Source organism: Enterobacter hormaechei subsp. xiangfangensis, assembly GCF_001729785.1.
Classification (GTDB): domain Bacteria; phylum Pseudomonadota; class Gammaproteobacteria; order Enterobacterales; family Enterobacteriaceae; genus Enterobacter; species Enterobacter hormaechei_C.
The window spans coordinates 2,886,660-2,905,499 of sequence record NZ_CP017183.1; the positions used below are offsets into that span (position 1 = coordinate 2,886,660).

14 protein-coding genes are annotated in these 18,840 nt (G+C 56.4%); 9 read left to right on the forward strand and 5 right to left on the reverse strand.

Translation table 11 applies throughout. The features are described from left to right. Positions 1-84: 84 nt before the first annotated feature. Positions 85-1,251: a porin OmpC gene (gene ompC, locus BFV63_RS13930; protein ID WP_048240525.1), complete on the forward strand. Its 1,167-nt coding sequence runs from the start codon at positions 85-87 to the stop codon at positions 1,249-1,251. Between the two features lie 54 nt (positions 1,252-1,305). On the opposite strand, the gene BFV63_RS13935 is transcribed toward ompC, so the two are convergent. After that, positions 1,306-2,169 carry an N-acetylmuramic acid 6-phosphate etherase gene (locus BFV63_RS13935; protein WP_032659244.1) on the reverse strand — a complete coding sequence of 288 codons (864 nt, stop codon included), beginning with the start codon at positions 2,167-2,169 and terminating at the stop codon, positions 1,306-1,308. A 153-nt stretch (positions 2,170-2,322) separates the two neighbouring features. Here BFV63_RS13935 and BFV63_RS13940 point away from each other — a divergent pair, with 153 nt between their 5' ends. After that, on the forward strand, positions 2,323-3,939 hold the full coding sequence (locus BFV63_RS13940) for a sensor histidine kinase (protein WP_023324912.1): 1,617 nt from the start codon (positions 2,323-2,325) through the stop codon (positions 3,937-3,939). Beyond that, entirely contained in the window at positions 3,936-4,655 is a 720-nt protein-coding gene (gene dcuR, locus BFV63_RS13945) for a two-component system response regulator DcuR (protein ID WP_032609598.1), read from the forward strand. Before BFV63_RS13940 ends, dcuR begins: the two co-directional genes overlap by 4 nt. Here the strand turns inward: dcuR and BFV63_RS13950 are convergent. After that, complete coding sequence (locus tag BFV63_RS13950; RefSeq protein WP_032609600.1) at positions 4,636-5,598, reverse strand: FAD:protein FMN transferase; 963 nt, start codon at positions 5,596-5,598, stop codon at positions 4,636-4,638. The two genes, dcuR and BFV63_RS13950, sit on opposite strands and share 20 nt — an antisense overlap. Positions 5,599-5,656: 58 nt before the next feature. Then, complete coding sequence (locus BFV63_RS13955; RefSeq protein WP_069597552.1) at positions 5,657-8,437, reverse strand: flavocytochrome c; 2,781 nt, start codon at positions 8,435-8,437, stop codon at positions 5,657-5,659. A gap of 610 nt (positions 8,438-9,047) precedes the next feature. Here BFV63_RS13955 and BFV63_RS13960 point away from each other — a divergent pair. Together BFV63_RS13960 and fumA are read left to right on the forward strand one after the other, a co-directional pair. Further along, entirely contained in the window at positions 9,048-10,556 is a 1,509-nt protein-coding gene (locus BFV63_RS13960; RefSeq protein ID WP_003859551.1) for an anion permease, read from the forward strand. A gap of 52 nt (positions 10,557-10,608) precedes the next feature. After that, positions 10,609-12,258 (forward strand): class I fumarate hydratase FumA, encoded by a 1,650-nt coding sequence (fumA, locus tag BFV63_RS13965; protein WP_048240521.1) that lies wholly within the window; start codon positions 10,609-10,611, stop codon positions 12,256-12,258. Here the strand turns inward: fumA and BFV63_RS13970 are convergent. Further along, a complete protein-coding gene (locus BFV63_RS13970) occupies positions 12,247-13,152 on the reverse strand; it encodes a LysR family transcriptional regulator (protein WP_032609605.1) in 906 nt (301 codons plus the stop codon). The two genes, fumA and BFV63_RS13970, sit on opposite strands and share 12 nt — an antisense overlap. 95 nt (positions 13,153-13,247) lie before the next feature. Here BFV63_RS13970 and BFV63_RS13975 point away from each other — a divergent pair, with 95 nt between their 5' ends. The 3 genes from BFV63_RS13975 (at position 13,248) to BFV63_RS13985 (ending at position 16,900) form a co-directional block, all read left to right on the forward strand. Continuing rightward, on the forward strand, positions 13,248-14,543 hold the full coding sequence (locus tag BFV63_RS13975) for a serine hydrolase domain-containing protein (RefSeq protein WP_069597553.1): 1,296 nt from the start codon (positions 13,248-13,250) through the stop codon (positions 14,541-14,543). A 260-nt stretch (positions 14,544-14,803) separates the two neighbouring features. Beyond that, entirely contained in the window at positions 14,804-16,105 is a 1,302-nt protein-coding gene (gene tcuC / locus BFV63_RS13980; protein ID WP_003859542.1) for an MFS transporter, read from the forward strand. A 6-nt stretch (positions 16,106-16,111) separates the two neighbouring features. Then, positions 16,112-16,900: a substrate-binding domain-containing protein gene (locus BFV63_RS13985; RefSeq protein ID WP_045350300.1), complete on the forward strand. Its 789-nt coding sequence runs from the start codon at positions 16,112-16,114 to the stop codon at positions 16,898-16,900. Here BFV63_RS13985 and psrA read toward each other — a convergent pair. After that, complete coding sequence (psrA, locus tag BFV63_RS13990) at positions 16,872-17,774, reverse strand: L-proline-binding transcription factor PsrA (RefSeq protein WP_003859540.1); 903 nt, start codon at positions 17,772-17,774, stop codon at positions 16,872-16,874. The genes BFV63_RS13985 and psrA overlap by 29 nt on opposite strands. A gap of 266 nt (positions 17,775-18,040) precedes the next feature. On the opposite strand from psrA, the gene mtfA reads away from it, so the two are divergent. Next, positions 18,041-18,838, forward strand: a complete 798-nt coding sequence (gene mtfA, locus BFV63_RS13995) for a DgsA anti-repressor MtfA (protein ID WP_003859539.1) — start codon at positions 18,041-18,043, stop codon at positions 18,836-18,838. Positions 18,839-18,840 lie beyond the last annotated feature (2 nt).

Consider the following 18,840-nt stretch of genomic DNA (forward strand, 5'->3'; position numbering starts at 1 on the left):
ATAATCCATAGAATAGTATCAGCCATGTAGTTACGGAGGGTAATTACATATATTCAGACAATTTATATTTAAAGGGAATATATAATGAAAAGAAAAGTTCTGGCAATTCTCGTACCCGCGTTATTAATGGCTGGCGCAGCAAATGCAGCGGAAATGTATAACAAAAACGGCAACAAAGTTGACCTGTACGGTAAGGTTGATGCGCGTCATACCTTCTCCGACAACCCAGGCGACGACGGCGATGAAACCTATGTACAGGTGGGTTTCAAAGGCGAAACGCAGATCACGAACGACCTGACAGGTTACGGCCAGTGGGAATATAAAACCTACGCTAACGATACCGAAGGCGCAGGCGACACCTCTTTTAACCGTCTGGCCTTTGCTGGCCTGAAATACGGCGAATATGGCTCATTCGATTATGGCCGTAATTACGGCGTCGTGTATGACGTTGAAGCCTGGACAGATATGCTGCCGGTATTTGGTGGCGACTCCTATACCTGGACCGACAACTATATGGTTGGCCGTACTAACGGTGTGGCGACCTACCGTAATAATGACTTCTTCGGTCTGGTCGACGGCCTGAACTTTGCGCTGCAATACCAGGGTGCTAACGAAGGTGCTAACGCAAACGAAAATCAGGAAGGCACCAAAAACGGTCATGATGATGTTCGTTTCCAGAACGGCGACGGCTTCGGTATGTCTACCACCTATGACTTCGATTTCGGCCTGACGCTGGGTGCGGCTTATTCTTCCTCTGACCGTACTAACGACCAGGTCGCTTACGGCGCTGGCACCTATAACCGCTTCAGCAAATATGCTGGCGGTGAACGTGCGGAAGCGTGGACAATCGGCGCTAAATACGATGCTAATGATGTCTACCTGGCCATGATGTATGCGGAAACCCGTAACATGACTCCGTACGGCAACGGTGGCATCGCCAACAAAACCCAGAACTTTGAAGCCGTAGCACAGTACCAGTTTGACTTCGGTCTGCGTCCATCCCTGGCGTGGGTCTATTCTAAAGGCATCGATTTGGGTGGTAACGATTATCATCCAGGCAATGGTTATGACTATGTAGACCAGGATCTGGTTAACTATATCGACGTGGGCATGACCTACAGCTTCAACAAGAACTTCTCCACCTACGTTGATTATAAAATCAACCTGCTGGACGAAGATGATGCCTTCTACAATGACAACGGTATTGCTACCGATGACATCGTTGGCATCGGTATGATCTACCAGTTCTGATCCCCATAAATAGCAAAGCCCGCAACGCGGGCTTTTTTATTTGACGCTGAAATGTTATGGCGCTTCCTGCAAGGCCAGGCGAACAAACCCGTTATTCTGCGCCAGCAATTCATGCGCTTTCCAGGCATTCAGACCCGTCAGCACCATCAGTACCGCCGTTTTGCACTGGTGGTTACAGCTTTCCAGCGCGGCCTTCGCCTGCGCCCGGCTACATCCCCCCGCTTCCATCACAATGGCAATTTGTCGTTCGGCCCATCTGGTGTTGCTTGCCTCCAGATCAACGCGCAGGTTGCTGTACACCCGTCCTGTCCGTACCGCCAGACCGGTGGTGATCATATGCAGGATCATGCTTTGCGCAATGCCTGCTTTAGCGTTGGTATACCCGGCCACCACATCCGCGCCCAGATCGGGAGCAATGACCATACTCGCCAGCTGCGCCGCTTCACTTTGCGCATCCTCCGTAATGAGCGCAACCGTTGAGCCCAGAGACCACGCATGACGCATCGCGCCCCATACCCATGGGGTTTTGCCGCTGACGGACAGCGCCAGCATCATGTCATGCTCGCCAAATTCTATCGTCTGAAGGTCGGCAACGCCGCTCGCGTAGCTTCCGGCGTTATCGCCTGCTGTCATCGCAATGACGGGGTGTTTGCCCGGCGCAAACGCTTCTGCCGCCTGCTCAGCCATGCGTCCGGACGCGCCCGCGCCGGTCAGCACCAGACGTCCGCCGTGGCTAAGCGTCGCCGCCGCGTTATCCACCACGCGAGCCAGCATACTTAAGTGAGGGGTAAGTGCAGAAGTGATTTGTGCGTCATCCTGGTGTATGACGTTAAGCATATCCAGCGTCGATAATCTGTCGATGTTCATCGTGCTGGCGTGCCGTCTTTCCCTGGCCGTACCGGTAAGCATAATGCTCATAAACTGCCTCCTTATTATGAGTACCCACACACTATAAAGTGTTTTATATAGGTCACCTGAGAGGAGGCTCACGAAACGCCTCTCTTTACATGGCTTTATGAAACGCCCGTCATCAGCGATAATTAGCCCTTTCTTTTTCATCGCGGAGTGTTAATGAGCGATTTGCAGCCTTTCCCCCCGACGCGCAAGCGCCCTATGAAGCTGAATACGCTGGTTACGCTGATGGTGTGCGCGATTATCGGCTCGGTGCTGCTGGTGGTCTTCGCGCTCTACTCTGTGCAGATCACCCGCGCCACGCGCGATGACGTGAAAGATACCGCGCTGGGTATCGCCCGGACGCTGGCCGACAGCCCGGAGATCAAGCGTGGCCTAATGGAATCGCCGCAGGCTGGCATCATCCAGCCGATTGCCGAGGCGGTGACGAAGCGCAACGACCTGCTGTTTACCGTGGTCACCGACCTGCGTGGGATCCGTTATTCCCATCCAAACGAAGCGCTGTTAGGTTTGCATTTTATTGGCGACGATCTGACGCCCGCCCTGGAAGGGAAAGAGAACGTCTCCGTTAACCGCGGTGCGCTCGCGGAAGCGCTGCGCGTCTTTACGCCCGTGTATGACGACCAGCACGAACAGATCGGCGTGGTGGTGGTGGGTATTTCGCTGAATAAAGTTGAAGATCAGATTGCCCGCGGGCGGCTCAACGCCGTGTGGACCATCTTATTCAGCGTTCTGATGAGCTCAGTGGCGATCTGGGGTCTGGTCCGGGTGCTGAAGCGTATCCTCTTTGGGCTGGAGCCTTACGAGATCTCAGCCCTCTTTGAGCAGCGCCAGGCCATGTTGCAGTCCCTGCGCGAAGGCGTGATGGCCGTGGATATGCACGGGCGCGTGACGATGATTAACCACACCGCCAGAGAGATTTTGCTCCTGAGCTCGGGTGAGCACTCCGAGAGCAGCGGCGAACCACTGCTGGCCAGCCTGCGGGAAGTGGCGAAAACCGGCATTGCTCGCCAGGATCAGGAGATCGGCTGTAACGGACGGCTACTGCTGTGCAACATGGTCCCCGTGAAAAGCCAGAATCAGGTGATCGGGGCAATCAGCACCTTCCGCGATAAGACCGAAATCAGCCAGTTAATGCAGCGTATCGATGGCATGGTCAACTATGTTGATGCCCTGCGCTCCCATACGCATGAGTTTATGAACAAGCTGCACGTGATCCTCGGCCTGCTGCACATGAAGCGCTACGATAAGCTGGAGGAGTACATCATCCAGACCGCGCAGAATTATCAGACGGATATCGGCGCGATACAGCGCAAAGTTAAATCGCCGGTCATTGCGGGTTTCCTGCTGGGTAAAATTAACCGCGCCAAAGAGGCTGGAGTGACCCTGACGCTGGCGGAGGAGAGTCAGCTTCCTGACACCGCCAATGAAGAGCAGGTTGCGGTGCTGATCACCGTGCTGGGCAATTTAATCGAAAATGCCCTGGATGCGATGGAAGGCCAGCCGGAAGGCGAGATCGGCCTGCTGCTGCATTATCAGAACGGCTGGCTGAGCGGTGAGGTCAGCGATGACGGTCCCGGTATTGATCCCGAGCGGCTGGAGGCTATTTTTACAAAGGGCTACTCAACAAAAGGTGAAAACCGCGGCGTTGGGCTGTTCCTTGCGCGTCAGCAGATCCAGAATCTGGGCGGAGATATTACCGTCGAGTCTGAACCTGGCGTATTTACCCAATTTTTTGTTCAGATCCCCTGGGATAGCGAGAGGAATATCGCGTGATAAATGTGTTAATTGTCGATGATGACGCCATGGTAGCCGACCTCAACCGTCTGTATGTTAACCGCGTTGAGGGTTTTAGCTGCTGCGGCGTCGCTTCCACGCTCAACCAGGCCGAGGCGTTGATCGCCAACCCAGGCCAGCCGATCGATCTGGTGCTGCTGGATGTCTATATGCAGCAGGATAACGGGCTGGATCTGCTGCCCATCATTCGCGCGTCGGGCCGCCCGATTGACGTCATCATGATCTCGTCGGCCTCCGACGCCGCAACAATCCAGACGTCCATGCACTATGGCGTGGTGGATTACCTGATTAAACCGTTCCAGTTCCCGCGTTTTGAAGAGGCGCTGAACGGCTGGAAGGCAAAGCGCAACCTGATGGGATCGCATCAGTATTATGAACAGGCCGACGTCGACAGGCTGATCCACGGCGGCGCGCCGGAGCTGGCTGACAGCAAAAAATTACCGAAAGGCCTAACGCCGCAGACGCTGCGCACCATTTGCCAGTGGATCGACAGCCATCCGGAGATAGAATTTTCCACCGACGATCTGGCGAATGCGGTCAACATTTCCCGCGTCTCCTGCCGCAAATACCTGATCTGGCTGGCGCAAATTAATATCCTGTTCACCAGCATTCATTACGGCGCTACCGGCCGACCGGTATATCGCTACCGTTTGCAGCCGGAACAGGTCGGACTGCTCAAACAGTACTGCCAGTAATTCGGTAGCTGTCGTCCAGAAGGGTAAAACGGAAGTGGTGCATCGAGGAGATCACCACTTCTTTTGTTTTGGTGACAAAAATGGCTTCAATATCGGGGCGCGAACGCAGCGCGGCGCAGCCCTTTTCCACACCCATGCCGTAGATCAGCGTGGTCCAGATATCGCCGTCGAGAGAGTCTGGCGAAATAATCGTCACGCTGTCCAGTTCGTTATCCAGCGGGTAGCCGGTGCGCGGGTCAAGTATGTGGTGATAACGTTTGCCGTTCTGCTCGAAATAGCGCTCATAGGTGCCTGACGTTACCACCGACCGGTTCTCTACCGTCATAGCGCCAATCAGCGCGTCACCGGCGAACGGTTTTTTCAGGCCGACGCGCCAGCCGCCCTCCGGCGAACCTAACGTCTGGACGTTGCCGCCAAGGTTGATCAGCCCAAGTTCAACGCCCTCTTTATGCAGGTGATCCCGCACCCTGTCGGCGATATAGCCTTTAGCAATAGCACCCAGATCGATCTCCATTCCCTGGCGAGTAAGAAACACGCTGCTATTGGCTTCATCCAGCACCACGTCCGCAGGATCCGTGATGCCCATCAAGGCGGCGATCTCGTCCGCGGGCGGTACCGCGTCCCCCTTAAAGCCAATTTTCCAGCATTTCACCAGCGGGCCGATCGCCAGGTTAAAGGCGCTGTCTTTAAGCAGGCTTGCCGCTTTCGCGCAGCGGATCAGCTCAAACACCGGACGACTGACGGCAACCGGATGCTGACCAGCCGCATGGTTGATGTCCATTACCTGGGAGTGCGCACGGTTAACGGTGAGCAGATCTTCGTACTGTTTGATCAGGCGAAACACGCGGGAGGCAAGCGCTTCGTCATGGGAAAAGAGTTTCAGGAGGATGGGCGAGCCCATCAGAACGGCGGAGTAGCTGTAAACGCGATGGCTATCAGGCATTGCATGAGTCCTCAGGTGTAGCCCCGGCAGGCACCGCGCCGCCGGGGAAACAGGAGCCTTACCGTGTTTTCGAACGCATAGCCGCCTGATGTCCTGCAAGCGTACCAAAAATAATGATATCTGCCACCGCATTACCGCCGATGCGGTTACCGCCGTGGATGCCCCCGACAACCTCACCCGCAGCAAACGCTCCCGGCAATACGTTGTGGTTGCTGTCCAGCACGCAGGTATCGGTATTGATGGTCACGCCGCCCATGGTGTGGTGAACCCCTGGTGCAATCTGAATGGCGTAGAACGGCCCTTCGTTGATTGGCGCACGCAGCGCGGTGGTACGTCCAAAGTCGTCATCGTGCTGTTTCTCCACAAAGACGTTGTAGCGTTCCAGCGTTGCCAGGAACTGGTGGTGATCCATCCCCAGCGCTTCCGCCAGGGCTTTTGGCGAGCTGGCGCTGGTAACAAACCCTTTCGCGATGTACTCATCCGCGGCTTTATTTTTGACGCGAACATGCTCGTCAAAGACGATGTAAGCGTATTTCTCCGGCAGCGCGATGATTGACGCCGAGACTTTATCGCGGGTCTCCATTTCGTTAAAGAAACGGTTGCCCTGCTGGTTTACCAGAATCGCCCCGCCGCCGCGGATGGATTCGGAAATCAGATACGACGTTTTCTGCTCAACGGTTGGGTGGATCTGAATTTCGCCCATATCCACTGTGCCTGCACCGATACGCTCCAGCAGCGCGATACCGCCCCCGGTCGCCCCTTTGTGGTTAGTGGTAACGAACCCTGCCAGATCCGGACGGTATTTCACCACCATCTGGCTGTTGGCGCTGAAGCCACCCGTTGCGACAATCACGCTTTTGGTTGCCACGGTGAGGGTTTCGTTCTCTTCGGTGGTCAGACGCACGCCGGTCACTTCGCCGTTTTCGAAGATGATGTCGCTCACGGAGGTATCCAGCATCACCTCGATGTTGCGCTTGTTGACGTTACGCACCAGGCCGCTGATCAGATACCCGCCCACTGCGGAACCGTCTTTAGGACGGTGCGTACGGTCGATGCTCATCCCGCCGGTGGTTGTAATGTCGTTCAGCATAATGCCGCGCGTGGCCAGCCATTCGATGGCCTGCGGCGCGTTCTCGACAAAGCGACGCAGCAGTTCAGGGTTGTTCTTGTTGCCACCGCCTTTCAGGCTTTCCTGGTAGAACAGCTCTTTGCTGTCCTGAATACCCTTCACGCGCTGGAAGCGGGTCTCCGCCGCGTTCATCCCGGCCGAGGCTTTAATGGTGTTCCCGCCGATGGTTGGCATTTTCTCGACGATCAGCACGCTCGCGCCTTCGTCATGCGCCTGAATCGCCGCCGCAAGACCGGCGCCGCCGCTGCCGACCACTACAACATCCACGCTTTTAGTCTCATTCGGGTCAGCGCCCTCTTCCGCTGCCAGCGCTTTGCTGGATTTCAGCATCGCCTTCGAGACCGCTTTTTTCACCGCCTCGCTCTGGCTGGTTGCGCCGGTGATAGCATCCACGTGCGGAGTGTTGGCATCAAGAATTCGGGTACGGATCTCTTCGAAGCTGGTGACAAACTCGACGTCTTCACTCGGGCCGGAGGCCAGTTCGATATCGGCAATACGATCGGTTTCGAGGCTGACGTTAATCACCAGTTCGTTAGCATCGTCCTGCACTTTTTCAATAAAGGTGCCCGGTTTGAATTTAGATTCGCCCATGCTCATGTCGCGGATCATCGCTTCCACCAGCGAGAAGCGCCACAGCGGTTCCGGGATGCTCAGTTCTTCGCGTCGGGTACTGTCCATAAACAGCTCCAGGCTTTCGCCCGCCGCGATGCGATCGGTCCAGTCCGGATAGGCGATGGTGGCACGACCAACGGCAATCAGGTCGTAACCGTGAGCCAGCGCTTCATTCACATCCGTGGCATTCACCACGCCGCCAACGCCCATCACCGGTACCTGAGCCAGCGTGTCTGAGCGCATGGCGCAGTATTTTTCGATAAGTGGCGTCGGGTCCTGAGTATCGACGATAGAAGGACGCAGGGCGGCGCCAAGGGAAAAGTGGAGATAATCCACCCCGCGCGCGGCCAGTTTTTCCAGCAGATACAGGGTATCTTCGAAGCGAATGCCCGGGACTTCCAGCTCTTCCGGAGAGAAACGGTAGCCAATGATAAACGCGTCGTCCGCGTACTGGCGCACCATCTTGTGGGTAATGTCCAGCACCGCCAGCGGGAATTTCGCGCGGTTTTCGCGGCTGCCGCCCCACTCGTCGTCGCGCTGGTTGGAGTTCGGGGAGAAGAACTGCTGGATCAGATAGGTATTCGCCCCGTGGATTTCGACGCCGTCGAACCCGGCCTGAATTGCGCGGCGCACGGCTTCGCCAAACTTGCCGATCATGCCTTCCACCTCTTCCGCGGTCAGGGCAACCGGCGTGGCGGCACCGTCACGCGGCGCGGCAACGGCGCTTGGGCCAACCGGCGTGCGACCGCCGATCAGTTTTGGGTCGACCATACGGCCGCCGTGGTAGATTTGCAGCAGGGCTTTGGAGCCTTTTGACTTGATGGCGTCAGCGATTTTTGCCAGCCCGGCGATTTTCTCGTCGTTATCAATGCCAATTGCGCCCGGGAACGCCAGGCCGAGATCGTCAACAAAACAGCACTCAACGATGATGGTGCCGATGCTGCCCGCGCGGGCGCGGTAGTACTCCACCAGCTCGCTGGTCACGGTGCCATCGTAATAACCGGTACAGGTTGTCATCGGGGCCATTAACAAACGGTTTTTCAGTTCAGTACCATTCGGTAATGTGAAGGGGCTTAAAATACGTTCGTTAGTGCTCATAATTGAAACTCCAAACTTTAAAAAATTAAGAATTCGTTATCGGGATGATTTTTTTATTTCGTGTCTTTTGCCGATGTCATGATAGTAATATAAAGCTTTTTTTAGTTTCTAAAGCCATTACGTTAGTTAATAAACTATTTAATCCCTTCGATAACATTAATAACACATTGGTGTTAGCGGGAATGTTTCACTCGTTCACAATAATTTAAAAAAAGTTAAATCACAAAAGGTCAAACCAATACACCACAACTATCAAAAAACCAAATAAAACAACAACAAGCAAAAGCACCAAAATTTAAATGTTATAGTTTTGATACATAAAATGCGTAAAATCAGCGAATAACCACACTACTCAGAGTGGTTATTATAAAAAATATAAAAATAGCCATTCAGTTCCGTTTTTTTGATCGTGATCAATAGTTATGGCATTCAAAAGAGCAATATAAAAACATCATCATTTTTTATTTGGCGCAAACAAAAATGCGTTAAATCGCTATTACTGAAAACACAAAAACGCACCTTAAATAACTAAAAAAAGCAAAACGAATAAAGCAATCGAATTTGTGTTTTCGATGTACGACGAATTTTTGACAACTTAAGACGTGAAACTATGAAAACAAAAACTGCTGTAACGCCTCCTGCGGCGAATCTGGCATCAAATGGAACAGCAAAACGCCTGCTGATGATGGCCCTGCCCGTCATTGTTGCCGTCCTGCTGTTGTTTGTTCCCGTTCCGGACGGGCTGCCGCCTTATGCGTGGCACTACTTCGCCATCTTTGTCGGCGTCATCGTCGGGTTAATTTTCGAACCGCTGCCGGGCGCCGTGATCGGTCTTACCGGCGTCGTGGCGATTGCGCTGTGCAGCCAGTGGGTGCTCTTTAGCCCGGAACAGCTGGCTGACCCAAAATTCAAGCTGGCGGGCGCCTCCTTTAAATGGGCGGTCAGCGGGTTTGGTAACTCCACCGTGTGGCTGATCTTCGGTGCCTTTATGTTTGCTGCGGGCTACGACAAAACCCGCTTCGGCCGCCGCCTGGCGCTGATACTGGTGAAATATCTGGGCCGTCGCAGCCTGACGCTCGGTTACGCCATTACCTTCGCAGACCTGCTGCTGGCCCCGTTTACCCCGTCCAATACCGCGCGCAGCGGTGGGACCATCTACCCGATCATCGCCAACCTGCCGCCGCTGTACGGTTCAAAACCCAACGACCCAAGCGCGCGCAAAATCGGTTCGTATCTGATGTGGGTGGCAATTACCGCGGCCTGTATCACCAGCTCGATGTTCCTTTCCGCTCTGGCACCTAACCTGCTGGCGCTGGCGCTGGTAAAAAGCACGGTCGGAATTGATATCTCCTGGGGGACCTGGTTCCTCGCCTTCCTGCCGCTGGGTATTCTGCTGATCCTGACCATGCCGCTGCTGGCTTACTGGTTCTACCCGCCGGAAGTGAAGGTAAACAACGAAGTACCGTTGTGGGCGACCCGTGAACTGGAAAAACTGGGCAAACTGTCGCGCAATGAGATCCTGCTGCTGGTGTTCGTGTGCTGTGCGCTGCTGATGTGGATCTTCGCAGCCGCATGGATTGAGCCCGCGATGGCTGCCCTGCTCATCGTCGGCCTGATGCTGTGGACCGGCGTACTGGAGTGGAACGACATCACCGGCAACAAAGCCGCCTGGAACACCTTCGTGTGGTTCGCCACCCTGGTGGCGCTGGCGGACGGCCTCTCCTCCACCGGCTTTATCAGCTGGCTGGGTAAAGAAGGCGGCCTGCTGATGAGCGGTATCTCTCCGGGCGTGGCGACCATCGTCCTGCTGCTGGCGTTCTACCTGCTGCACTACCTGTTTGCCAGCACCACCGCGCACACCACGGCGCTGCTGCCGGCGATGCTGACCATCGCCTCCACCATTCCGGGCATGAATATGGAAGTGTTCGTCCTGCTGATGGTGACCTCACTGGGCGTGATGGGGATCATTACCCCCTACGGTACGGGTCCAAGTCCGATTTACTACGGTAGCGGTTACCTGCCAACCAAAGACTACTGGCGCCTCGGCACCATCTTCGGTGCCATCTTCCTGGCGGCCCTGCTGCTGATTGGTTACCCGTGGATGTCCATGATGTTCTGATTCCTGACCGCCGGACATATCCTCCGGCGGTTTTATTTTTGTGGAGCAAGCTATGTCAAACAAACCCTTTATTTACCAGAACCCCTTCCCTCTCGCGCATGACGACACCGAATACTATCTGCTGACCAAAGAGCATGTCTCCGTTGCCGAGTTCGACGGTCAGGAAGTGCTGAAAGTGGAGCCGGAAGCCCTGACCCTGCTGGCGCAGCAGGCTTTCCACGACGCCGCGTTTATGCTGCGTCCGTCTCATCAGAAGCAGGTTGCCGCCATTCTTAACGATCCGGAAGCCAGCCAGAACGATAAGTACGTTGCCCTGCAATTCCTGCGCAACTCCGAAATTGCGGCGAAAGGCGTGCTGCCCACCTGTCAGGATACCGGTACGGCAATCATTATGGGTAAGAAAGGCCAGCGCGTCTGGACCGGCGGCGGCGACGAAGCGGCGCTGAGTCAGGGCGTGTATAACACCTATATTGAAGACAACCTGCGCTACTCGCAGAACGCGGCGCTGGATATGTATAAAGAGGTGAATACCGGCACCAACCTGCCCGCGCAGATCGACCTCTACAGCGTTGATGGTGACGAGTATAAATTCCTGTGCATGGCGAAAGGCGGCGGTTCCGCCAACAAAACTTATCTGTATCAGGAAACCAAAGCGCTGATCACCCCGGCGAAGCTGAAAAATTATCTGGTTGAGAAGATGCGGACCCTGGGCACCGCGGCCTGCCCGCCTTACCATATCGCCTTCGTTATCGGCGGCACCTCTGCGGAAGCCACGCTGAAAACCGTCAAGCTCGCCTCTGCGCGCTACTACGATGGCCTGCCAACCGAAGGCAACGCGCACGGCCAGGCGTTCCGCGACGTCCAGCTCGAGCAGGAACTGCTTCAGGAAGCGCAAAACCTCGGCCTGGGCGCGCAGTTTGGCGGGAAATACTTCGCGCACGATATTCGCGTAATCCGTCTGCCGCGCCACGGCGCCTCCTGCCCGATCGGCATGGGCGTCTCCTGCTCCGCTGACCGCAACATCAAGGCGAAGATTAACCGCGAGGGGATCTGGATTGAGAAGCTGGAGCACAATCCGGGCCAGTATATTCCTGAATCCCTGCGCCAGCAGGGAGAAGGCGACGTGGTAAGCATTGATCTGAACAAGCCGATGCCCGACATTCTGGCGCAGCTTTCCGCGCACCCTGTCTCCACCCGCCTGTCGCTGAACGGCACCATTATTGTGGCGCGCGACATCGCCCATGCGAAGCTGAAAGAGCTGCTCGACAACGGGGAAGAACTGCCGCAGTACGTTAAAGATCACCCGATTTACTATGCAGGCCCGGCGAAAACGCCAGAAGGTTACGCGTCTGGCTCCTTAGGCCCGACCACCGCCGGGCGTATGGACTCCTACGTAGACTTACTGCAATCCAACGGTGCGAGCATGATCATGCTGGCCAAAGGTAACCGCAGCCAGCAGGTCACCGACGCCTGCCATAAGCACGGCGGCTTCTACCTCGGCAGCATTGGCGGCCCGGCGGCGGTACTGGCGCAAAACAGCATCAAGAGTCTGGAGTGCGTGGCCTATCCTGAACTGGGAATGGAAGCCATCTGGAAAATTGAAGTGGAGAACTTCCCGGCGTTTATCCTGGTGGATGACAAAGGCAACGACTTCTTTCAGCAGATCCAGAATAAACAGTGCAAAGGGTGCTTACAGCGCTGAGCGTTTCCATAACGCCGGAAGCTGCGAGAGCGTATCGTTGATCAACCCGCGCTTGTCGCTGCCCGGCTTCCAGATGGTGACCATCGTCTGGCTTATCCCCTGGCTGCCCACTTCGGTGGGCAGCCTTTTTACGTTTTTCCACTGCGTTGCGTGAAGATGGGTCGGCAAAAATCCCCAGCCGCAGCCCTGCTCCAGCAGGCCGCGCAGCATCTCCAGTTCGTTAGTGAAAAGCGTGTGCCCTGAAATTTGCAGGCGACGGGCAACCGGCTCGTCTGACGCGGCATGCATAACCACCTGTGGAACCAGAGAGAGATCGAGCAGCGACACCGGCGACGCAACCTCCGCAAAAAGCGCCGTTGCGGCGTAAAAATCCATTTCGATCGCCCCCAGCGCCCGCCACTCCATCTCATTGCCCACGCTGCGGTTGCGCGCCTGGCAGATCCCCAGATCGGCCTGACCGTTCGCCAGCATGGCTTCCGCCTCATCGCGCGATGCGCTGGTCAGGCTCAGGCGGATCTTTTTCGTCGCCAGCGTAGCGATCAGCGCCTGCAAAAAGGCTCTGGGGGTGAACGGATCGTAAACGAGGGCAATGTCCTGCGTCGCGCTGTCCGGCACCGTACGGGCAAACGCCTCAAACGCTTTGACCTGCCGCATCAGCAGGTGCGCCTGCCGCTGAAGCTGCTCCCCCTCCGGCGTCAGGCGCAGGCTACGCCCCTCCCGCAGGAACAGCGCGTAGCCCAGCCCATCCTCAAGGAAATCGATCAGATCCCGCAGGGTTGTACGATCTTTGCCGAGTTTACTGGCCGCCTTCATCAGGCTGCCGTGCTCAGCGACGGCGGTGAACGCCTCAAGCTGGGCAAAGGAATAGATCAGTGATGCCACGTCATTCTCCACGCGATTTTTCCGGGGGATTTTCCCCCATAACGCGTTTTTTATTATAGGCCTCAGGTTCTTAAACTGAAGTCCTTCCTGAGCCAAACGAGATAAATATGAAAATCAAAACAAACCGCACACTGCTCGCGGCGCTGGTTATCAGCAGCCTGCTCTCGCCCGCCGTCATGGCGGCCTGCAACGGTACCGACCTCACGACCTGTCCGGCGCCTTTCGATGCCAGACTCCCGGACGCACATACCATGCTCACCTGGAGCCAGGCCGATCGCGTGGTGGGCTTTCGCAATGACTACCGCAACTACGCGGGCGATGTGTTCCGCCACGGCAACGCTACGCCACTGCTGCCCGCAGAAAAACCGCTCACCGATGCCCGCTATCAGGTGAAGGGTAAGATTTACAATCTTCAGGATTACCTGAAACGCCAGAACGTCAGCGGCATGCTGGTGCTGAAAAATGGCAAAGTGGCCTATAAATATCTGGGAGAAGGCAATACCGACTCTACGCTCTGGACGTCGCGTTCCGTGGGCAAATCCGTGGTCTCCGCGCTGGTGGGTGTTGCGATTAAAGAAGGGAAAATCCACTCCCTGGACGACCTTGTCACCCAATACGAACCGGATTTAAAAGGCACCGCCTGGGAGGGCGTAACGCTGAAACAGCTCATCACCCACACCTCGGGCGTGGCGTGGACTCAAGATTACACCAACGCGCAATCTGACTTCGCCCGGCTTACCGAATGCGAAGCGAAACCGGGCACCTACGACTGTGTGCGCACCCTGGTGAAGGGGTTACACCGTGAACACCCGGCGGGCGAAAACTGGTCCTATTCCTCGGGTGGTGCCTGGCTGTTAGGCGATGTGCTTGAGCGCGCCACCGGCATGACGCTCGCGGCGTATCTGGAGAAAAGCATCTGGCAGCCGTACGGTATGGCGAGCGACGGCGTGTGGCATGCCTACAGCAAAGGCCAGCACGACGTGGGTGCGCATGGGTTCAACGCCACGCTGGAAGACTGGGGGCGTTTCGGGGAGTTTATCCTGCATAACGGTACCCTGCCGGACGGAAAGCAGATCCTCCCCGAGGGCTGGGTGAAACAGTCCTCAGCCTGGACACAGGCCAAAGGATCGGTGTCCGAGGCGCATCCGAAGGGGTTGTACGGCTACCAGTGGTGGAACAATGAAGTGCCAGCCACCGCCACAAATGTGGAGCCGAAAGTCGAAAATTCGCTGAAGGATTCCCTGTGGGCGCTGGGTATTTTTGGGCAGATGATCATGGTTAATCATAAAGAAAATCTGGTTATCGTCCAGTGGTCCACCTGGCCGCAGGCAGAGCCGTCATTCAGCGCCCAGCCGCTGGAAGCGTCGCTGATGTTTAGCGCGATTGCGAACGCGCTGCGCTGATAATCCCAAGCCAGGCCCCGCCTGGCTTCTCATCTGCGCGGTGTCACAAAACTGATATATCAGCGACTTAGCGAAACGTGGTAAATAAAAGATCATCGAAATGTTAAGTTATTGTTGAATATGTAAATACTGGTCAACGCATTGTCATTAATGCACCACACGCATCGGTTTATGCGCTATTTGCGCTTATTAATTTCCACTTCCTGATCCAGTTTTCAGAAACAGACGAGCATAACGTCGCTATAAAACTGGAGATAATCATGGTTTCCTCAACCTCACCTGCAACGGTTCGTGCGAAAGCGGGCGCGATTTTCCGCGTCACGTCGGGCAACTTTCTTGAGCAATTCGACTTCTTTCTGTTCGGCTTTTATGCCACCTACATCGCCCATACTTTTTTCCCGGCAAGCAGTGAATTTGCGTCACTGATGATGACCTTCGCCGTCTTTGGCGCGGGCTTCCTGATGCGTCCGATCGGGGCCATTGTGCTGGGGGCTTACATTGATAAAGTGGGCCGCCGTAAAGGGCTGATCGTCACCCTGTCGATTATGGCCGCCGGAACCTTTCTGATTGTGCTGATCCCTTCTTATCAGAGCATTGGCCTGTGGGCACCGCTGCTGGTGCTGACCGGCCGCCTGTTGCAGGGTTTTTCGGCAGGTGCCGAGCTGGGCGGGGTTTCGGTTTATCTGGCGGAGATCGCCACGCCGGGCCGCAAGGGTTTCTATACCAGCTGGCAGTCAGGTAGCCAGCAGGTCGCCATTATGATCGCGGCGGCGATGGGCTTCGCGCTGAATGTGGTGCTGGAAGAGAGTGCCATTCGCGAATGGGGGTGGCGTATTCCGTTCCTGTTTGGCTGTCTGATTGTGCCGTTCATCTTTTTCCTGCGCCGCAAGCTCGAAGAGACCGAGGAATTCAGCGCCCGTCGCCACCATCTGGCGATGCGTCAGGTCTTCACAACGCTGCTCGCCAACTGGCCGGTCGTCGTCGCGGGCATGCTGATGGTGGCGATGACCACCACCGCGTTTTACCTGATCACCGTTTACGCGCCGACCTTCGGTAAAAAAGTCCTGATGCTCAGCGCGTCGGACAGTCTTCTGGTCACGCTGCTGGTGGCGGTGTCCAACTTCATCTGGCTGCCGGTGGGCGGCGCGCTGTCGGATCGCTTCGGGCGTAAACCGGTGCTGATCGCCATGACGCTGCTGGCGCTGGCAACCAGCTATCCGGCGCTGACGATGCTGGCGGCAGCTCCGAGCTTCTCAATGATGCTGACCGTGCTGCTGTGGCTCTCTTTCCTCTACGGTCTGTATAACGGCGCGATGATCCCGGCCCTGACTGAGATCATGCCAGCAGAGGTGCGCGTGGCGGGCTTCTCGCTGGCTTACAGCCTGGCAACGGCGGTCTTTGGCGGTTTCACGCCGGTGATTTCGACCGCCTTAATTGAGTACACCGGCGACAAAGCCTCCCCGGGCTACTGGATGAGCTTTGCCGCCGTTTGCGCCCTGCTGGCAACGCTCTATCTCTATCGTCGTCGCACGTTAATCCTGCAAACTGCCGTTAAGGAGTGATCCCTCATGCTTACATTCAGAACGGTGATTGCCGCCCTGACCTTCGCCACCCTCAGCGCGGGCGCGCTTGCGCAGGATGTGACGGTGATGATTTCTGGCGGCTTCAAAGCGGCGCTGGAGAAGCTGACGCCGCAGTACGAAGCGCAAAGCGGCGACAGGCTCATTGTGATCTCCGGCCCGTCGATGGGCAAAACGCCGCAGGCCATTCCGGCCCGGCTCGCCCGGGGCGAAAAAGCGGACGTGGTGATTATGGTGGGCGATGCGCTAGCGAAACTGGAACAGGATCGCAGGACGGCGGCGGGCTCCCGCGTGGAGCTGGCGGATTCGCCCGTCGGGATGGTCGTCAAAGCGGGCGCGCCGGTGCCGGATATCAGTACGGTGCCTGCCCTGCGGCAAACGCTGCTGAAGGCGCATTCCATGGCTTATTCCGACAGCGCCAGCGGCCGGTATGTTGAGAGCCAGCTGTTCCGTAAGCTGGGCATAGACGGCCAGGTCCACGATAAAGCGCACCGGGTTGAGCGTATCCCGGTGGCGTCTGAAGTGGCAAAAGGGAAATACGACCTCGGCTTTCAGCAGGTGAGCGAGCTTCTGCCGGTCCCGGGGGTGACGTTTGTCGGTAAGTTGCCTGACGACATTCAGTACATTACCCGTTTCGCCGGAGCCGTAACGCAGAAGGCTGACCATCCCGAACAGGGAAAAGCGCTGCTGGCCTTTCTCTCTTCGCCACAGGCCGCCAGCGTCATTACGGCAACGGGCTTAACGCCCGTCAATGCACCTCGCGATACTGCTCGGTAATCAGCGTTTCGAGTTCGGCAGCAATATAGGACTGGATCCGACCGCGGCGGCGGATCAGCCCCACGGTTCGCCTGACTTCAGGCTCGGTTAAAGGTACCGACGTCAGCAGCGAATGCTCTGCGCGGGGCATTGACATGGCGGGAACGGCCGCAATGCCGATCCCGGCTTCAACCATCCCCAGCATGGTCGTCACGTGCCGCGTTTCGCAGATGCTGGGGCGCTCAGGCCGAATATGCCCGACCCGCTGGTCGAGAAGATTGCGGTTGCCGGAGGTCTTATCCAGACCGATATAATCCTGCTGATAAAAAGCCTGCCACGTCAGGCTTTTTCTTTTTGCAAGCGGGCTGTCGCGTCGGCAGGCGGCCACGTAGACATCCTCCACCAGCGGGACAAACTCGATGTCGGGCTGCAAACTCCGGGCAAAGCAGATACCAAAATCCGCCTGTCCGCGGGTGACGGCCTCGATAACATTTCCGGCGCTGCTGTCGATCAGTTTTATGCGCACGCGGGGGTAACGGGACTGAAAGCGGCGGATCACATCCGGCATAAAGTAACAGGCGGCTGACGGCACCGTCGCCACGGTGATCAGCCCCGTGCGCTCTTCGCTGGCCTTATCGATATCCGAAAGCATGGACTCCACGTCAGCAAGCAGTTGCCCGCACCGGTCGGCAAAGGTCTGTCCATACAGGGTCAGCGTGACGCGCCGGGTGGTTCTGTCGAACAGTTTTGTCCCCAGTGCCGCCTCCAGCTTTTCAATTCTGCGACTCAACGCCGACTGGGAAAGGCAGATAGATTCTGCCGCAAGACGGAAATTGCCGTATTCCAGTAAAGCGCGGAAGGCATAGAGATCGTTGAGGTCAAAATTGACGGGCATACTGACGGGATCCTTAAGCACGGTAGGGTAAGAAGAGATTTATCATAGCCGCGCACGACATACTTCACAAAATGAAGGGGATACCCCTAAAGCGCTATCAACATGACGGCACATAGTGATAGTTTATGCGGGCTGGATTCCTCTTAAACAGGCCGCCACTCTGCATGCAGCCGATGAGGAGTGTCATACTGCTTAACAGAGTATGTTGGCATGCTAACAGCCCCTGACCTTTCCATTTTGTTCACGTGCGAGTAACGAGCAAAGCGATGATTAAGTGGCCCTGGAAAACGAACGACGCTGGTCGAAATATGGCGCTCCCCTGGGATGAGGCTCTGGCGATCCCCGTGCTGGCGAATCTCTTGCCTGAAGAGCAATCAAAGCTGATTCAGCTGGCCGAGCGTTTTTTACAGCAAAAACGGCTGGTACCGCTACAGGGCTTCGAACTGGATCCGCTTAAAAATTCGCGCATCGCCCTGCTCTTCTGCTTGCCGGTGCTGGAGCTGGGTATCGAATGGCTGGATGGCTTCCACGAAGTGCTGATCTACCCGGCGCCGTTCATCGTCGATGATGAGTGGGAGGATGACATCGGGCTCGTGCACAACCAGCGTATGGTGCAGTCCGGGCAGAGCTGGCAGCAAGGGCCAATCATCCTCAACTGGCTGGATATTCAAGACTCGTTCGATGCCTCGGGCTTCAACCTGATCATTCACGAAGTGGCGCATAAGCTGGATACCCGTAACGGCGATCGCGCCAGCGGCGTGCCGCTGATCCCGCTGCGTGAAGTCGCGGGATGGGAGCACGACCTGCACGCGGCGATGGAAAACATTCAGGATGAGATCGACCTGGTGGGTGAAAGCGCGGCCAGCATTGATGCCTACGCCGCGACCGATCCCGCCGAGTGCTTTGCGGTGCTGTCCGAGTATTTCTTTAGCGCACCTGAGCTTTTTGCCCCGCGCTTCCCGGCGCTATGGCAGCGTTTTTGCCAGTTTTATCAGCAGGATCCACTCCAGCGTCTGCGGCAAAGTGAGGACGCAGCCAGCACATCCTCTCATCCGTTCCACTAATG

Bases quoted from the DNA above. Each gene is read 5' to 3' on its own strand.
- ompC (WP_048240525.1), top strand. From the start codon at position 85: ATGAAAAGAAAAGTTCTGGCAATTCTCGTACCCGCGTTATTAATGGCT.
- BFV63_RS13935 (WP_032659244.1), bottom strand. From the start codon at position 2,169: ATGAGCATTATGCTTACCGGTACGGCCAGGGAAAGACGGCACGCCAGC.
- BFV63_RS13940 (WP_023324912.1), top strand. From the start codon at position 2,323: ATGAGCGATTTGCAGCCTTTCCCCCCGACGCGCAAGCGCCCTATGAAG.
- BFV63_RS13950 (WP_032609600.1), bottom strand. From the start codon at position 5,598: ATGCCTGATAGCCATCGCGTTTACAGCTACTCCGCCGTTCTGATGGGC.
- BFV63_RS13955 (WP_069597552.1), bottom strand. From the start codon at position 8,437: ATGAGCACTAACGAACGTATTTTAAGCCCCTTCACATTACCGAATGGT.
- BFV63_RS13960 (WP_003859551.1), top strand. From the start codon at position 9,048: ATGAAAACAAAAACTGCTGTAACGCCTCCTGCGGCGAATCTGGCATCA.
- fumA (WP_048240521.1), top strand. From the start codon at position 10,609: ATGTCAAACAAACCCTTTATTTACCAGAACCCCTTCCCTCTCGCGCAT.
- BFV63_RS13975 (WP_069597553.1), top strand. From the start codon at position 13,248: ATGAAAATCAAAACAAACCGCACACTGCTCGCGGCGCTGGTTATCAGC.
- tcuC (WP_003859542.1), top strand. From the start codon at position 14,804: ATGGTTTCCTCAACCTCACCTGCAACGGTTCGTGCGAAAGCGGGCGCG.
- BFV63_RS13985 (WP_045350300.1), top strand. From the start codon at position 16,112: ATGCTTACATTCAGAACGGTGATTGCCGCCCTGACCTTCGCCACCCTC.
- psrA (WP_003859540.1), bottom strand. From the start codon at position 17,774: ATGCCCGTCAATTTTGACCTCAACGATCTCTATGCCTTCCGCGCTTTA.
- mtfA (WP_003859539.1), top strand. From the start codon at position 18,041: ATGATTAAGTGGCCCTGGAAAACGAACGACGCTGGTCGAAATATGGCG.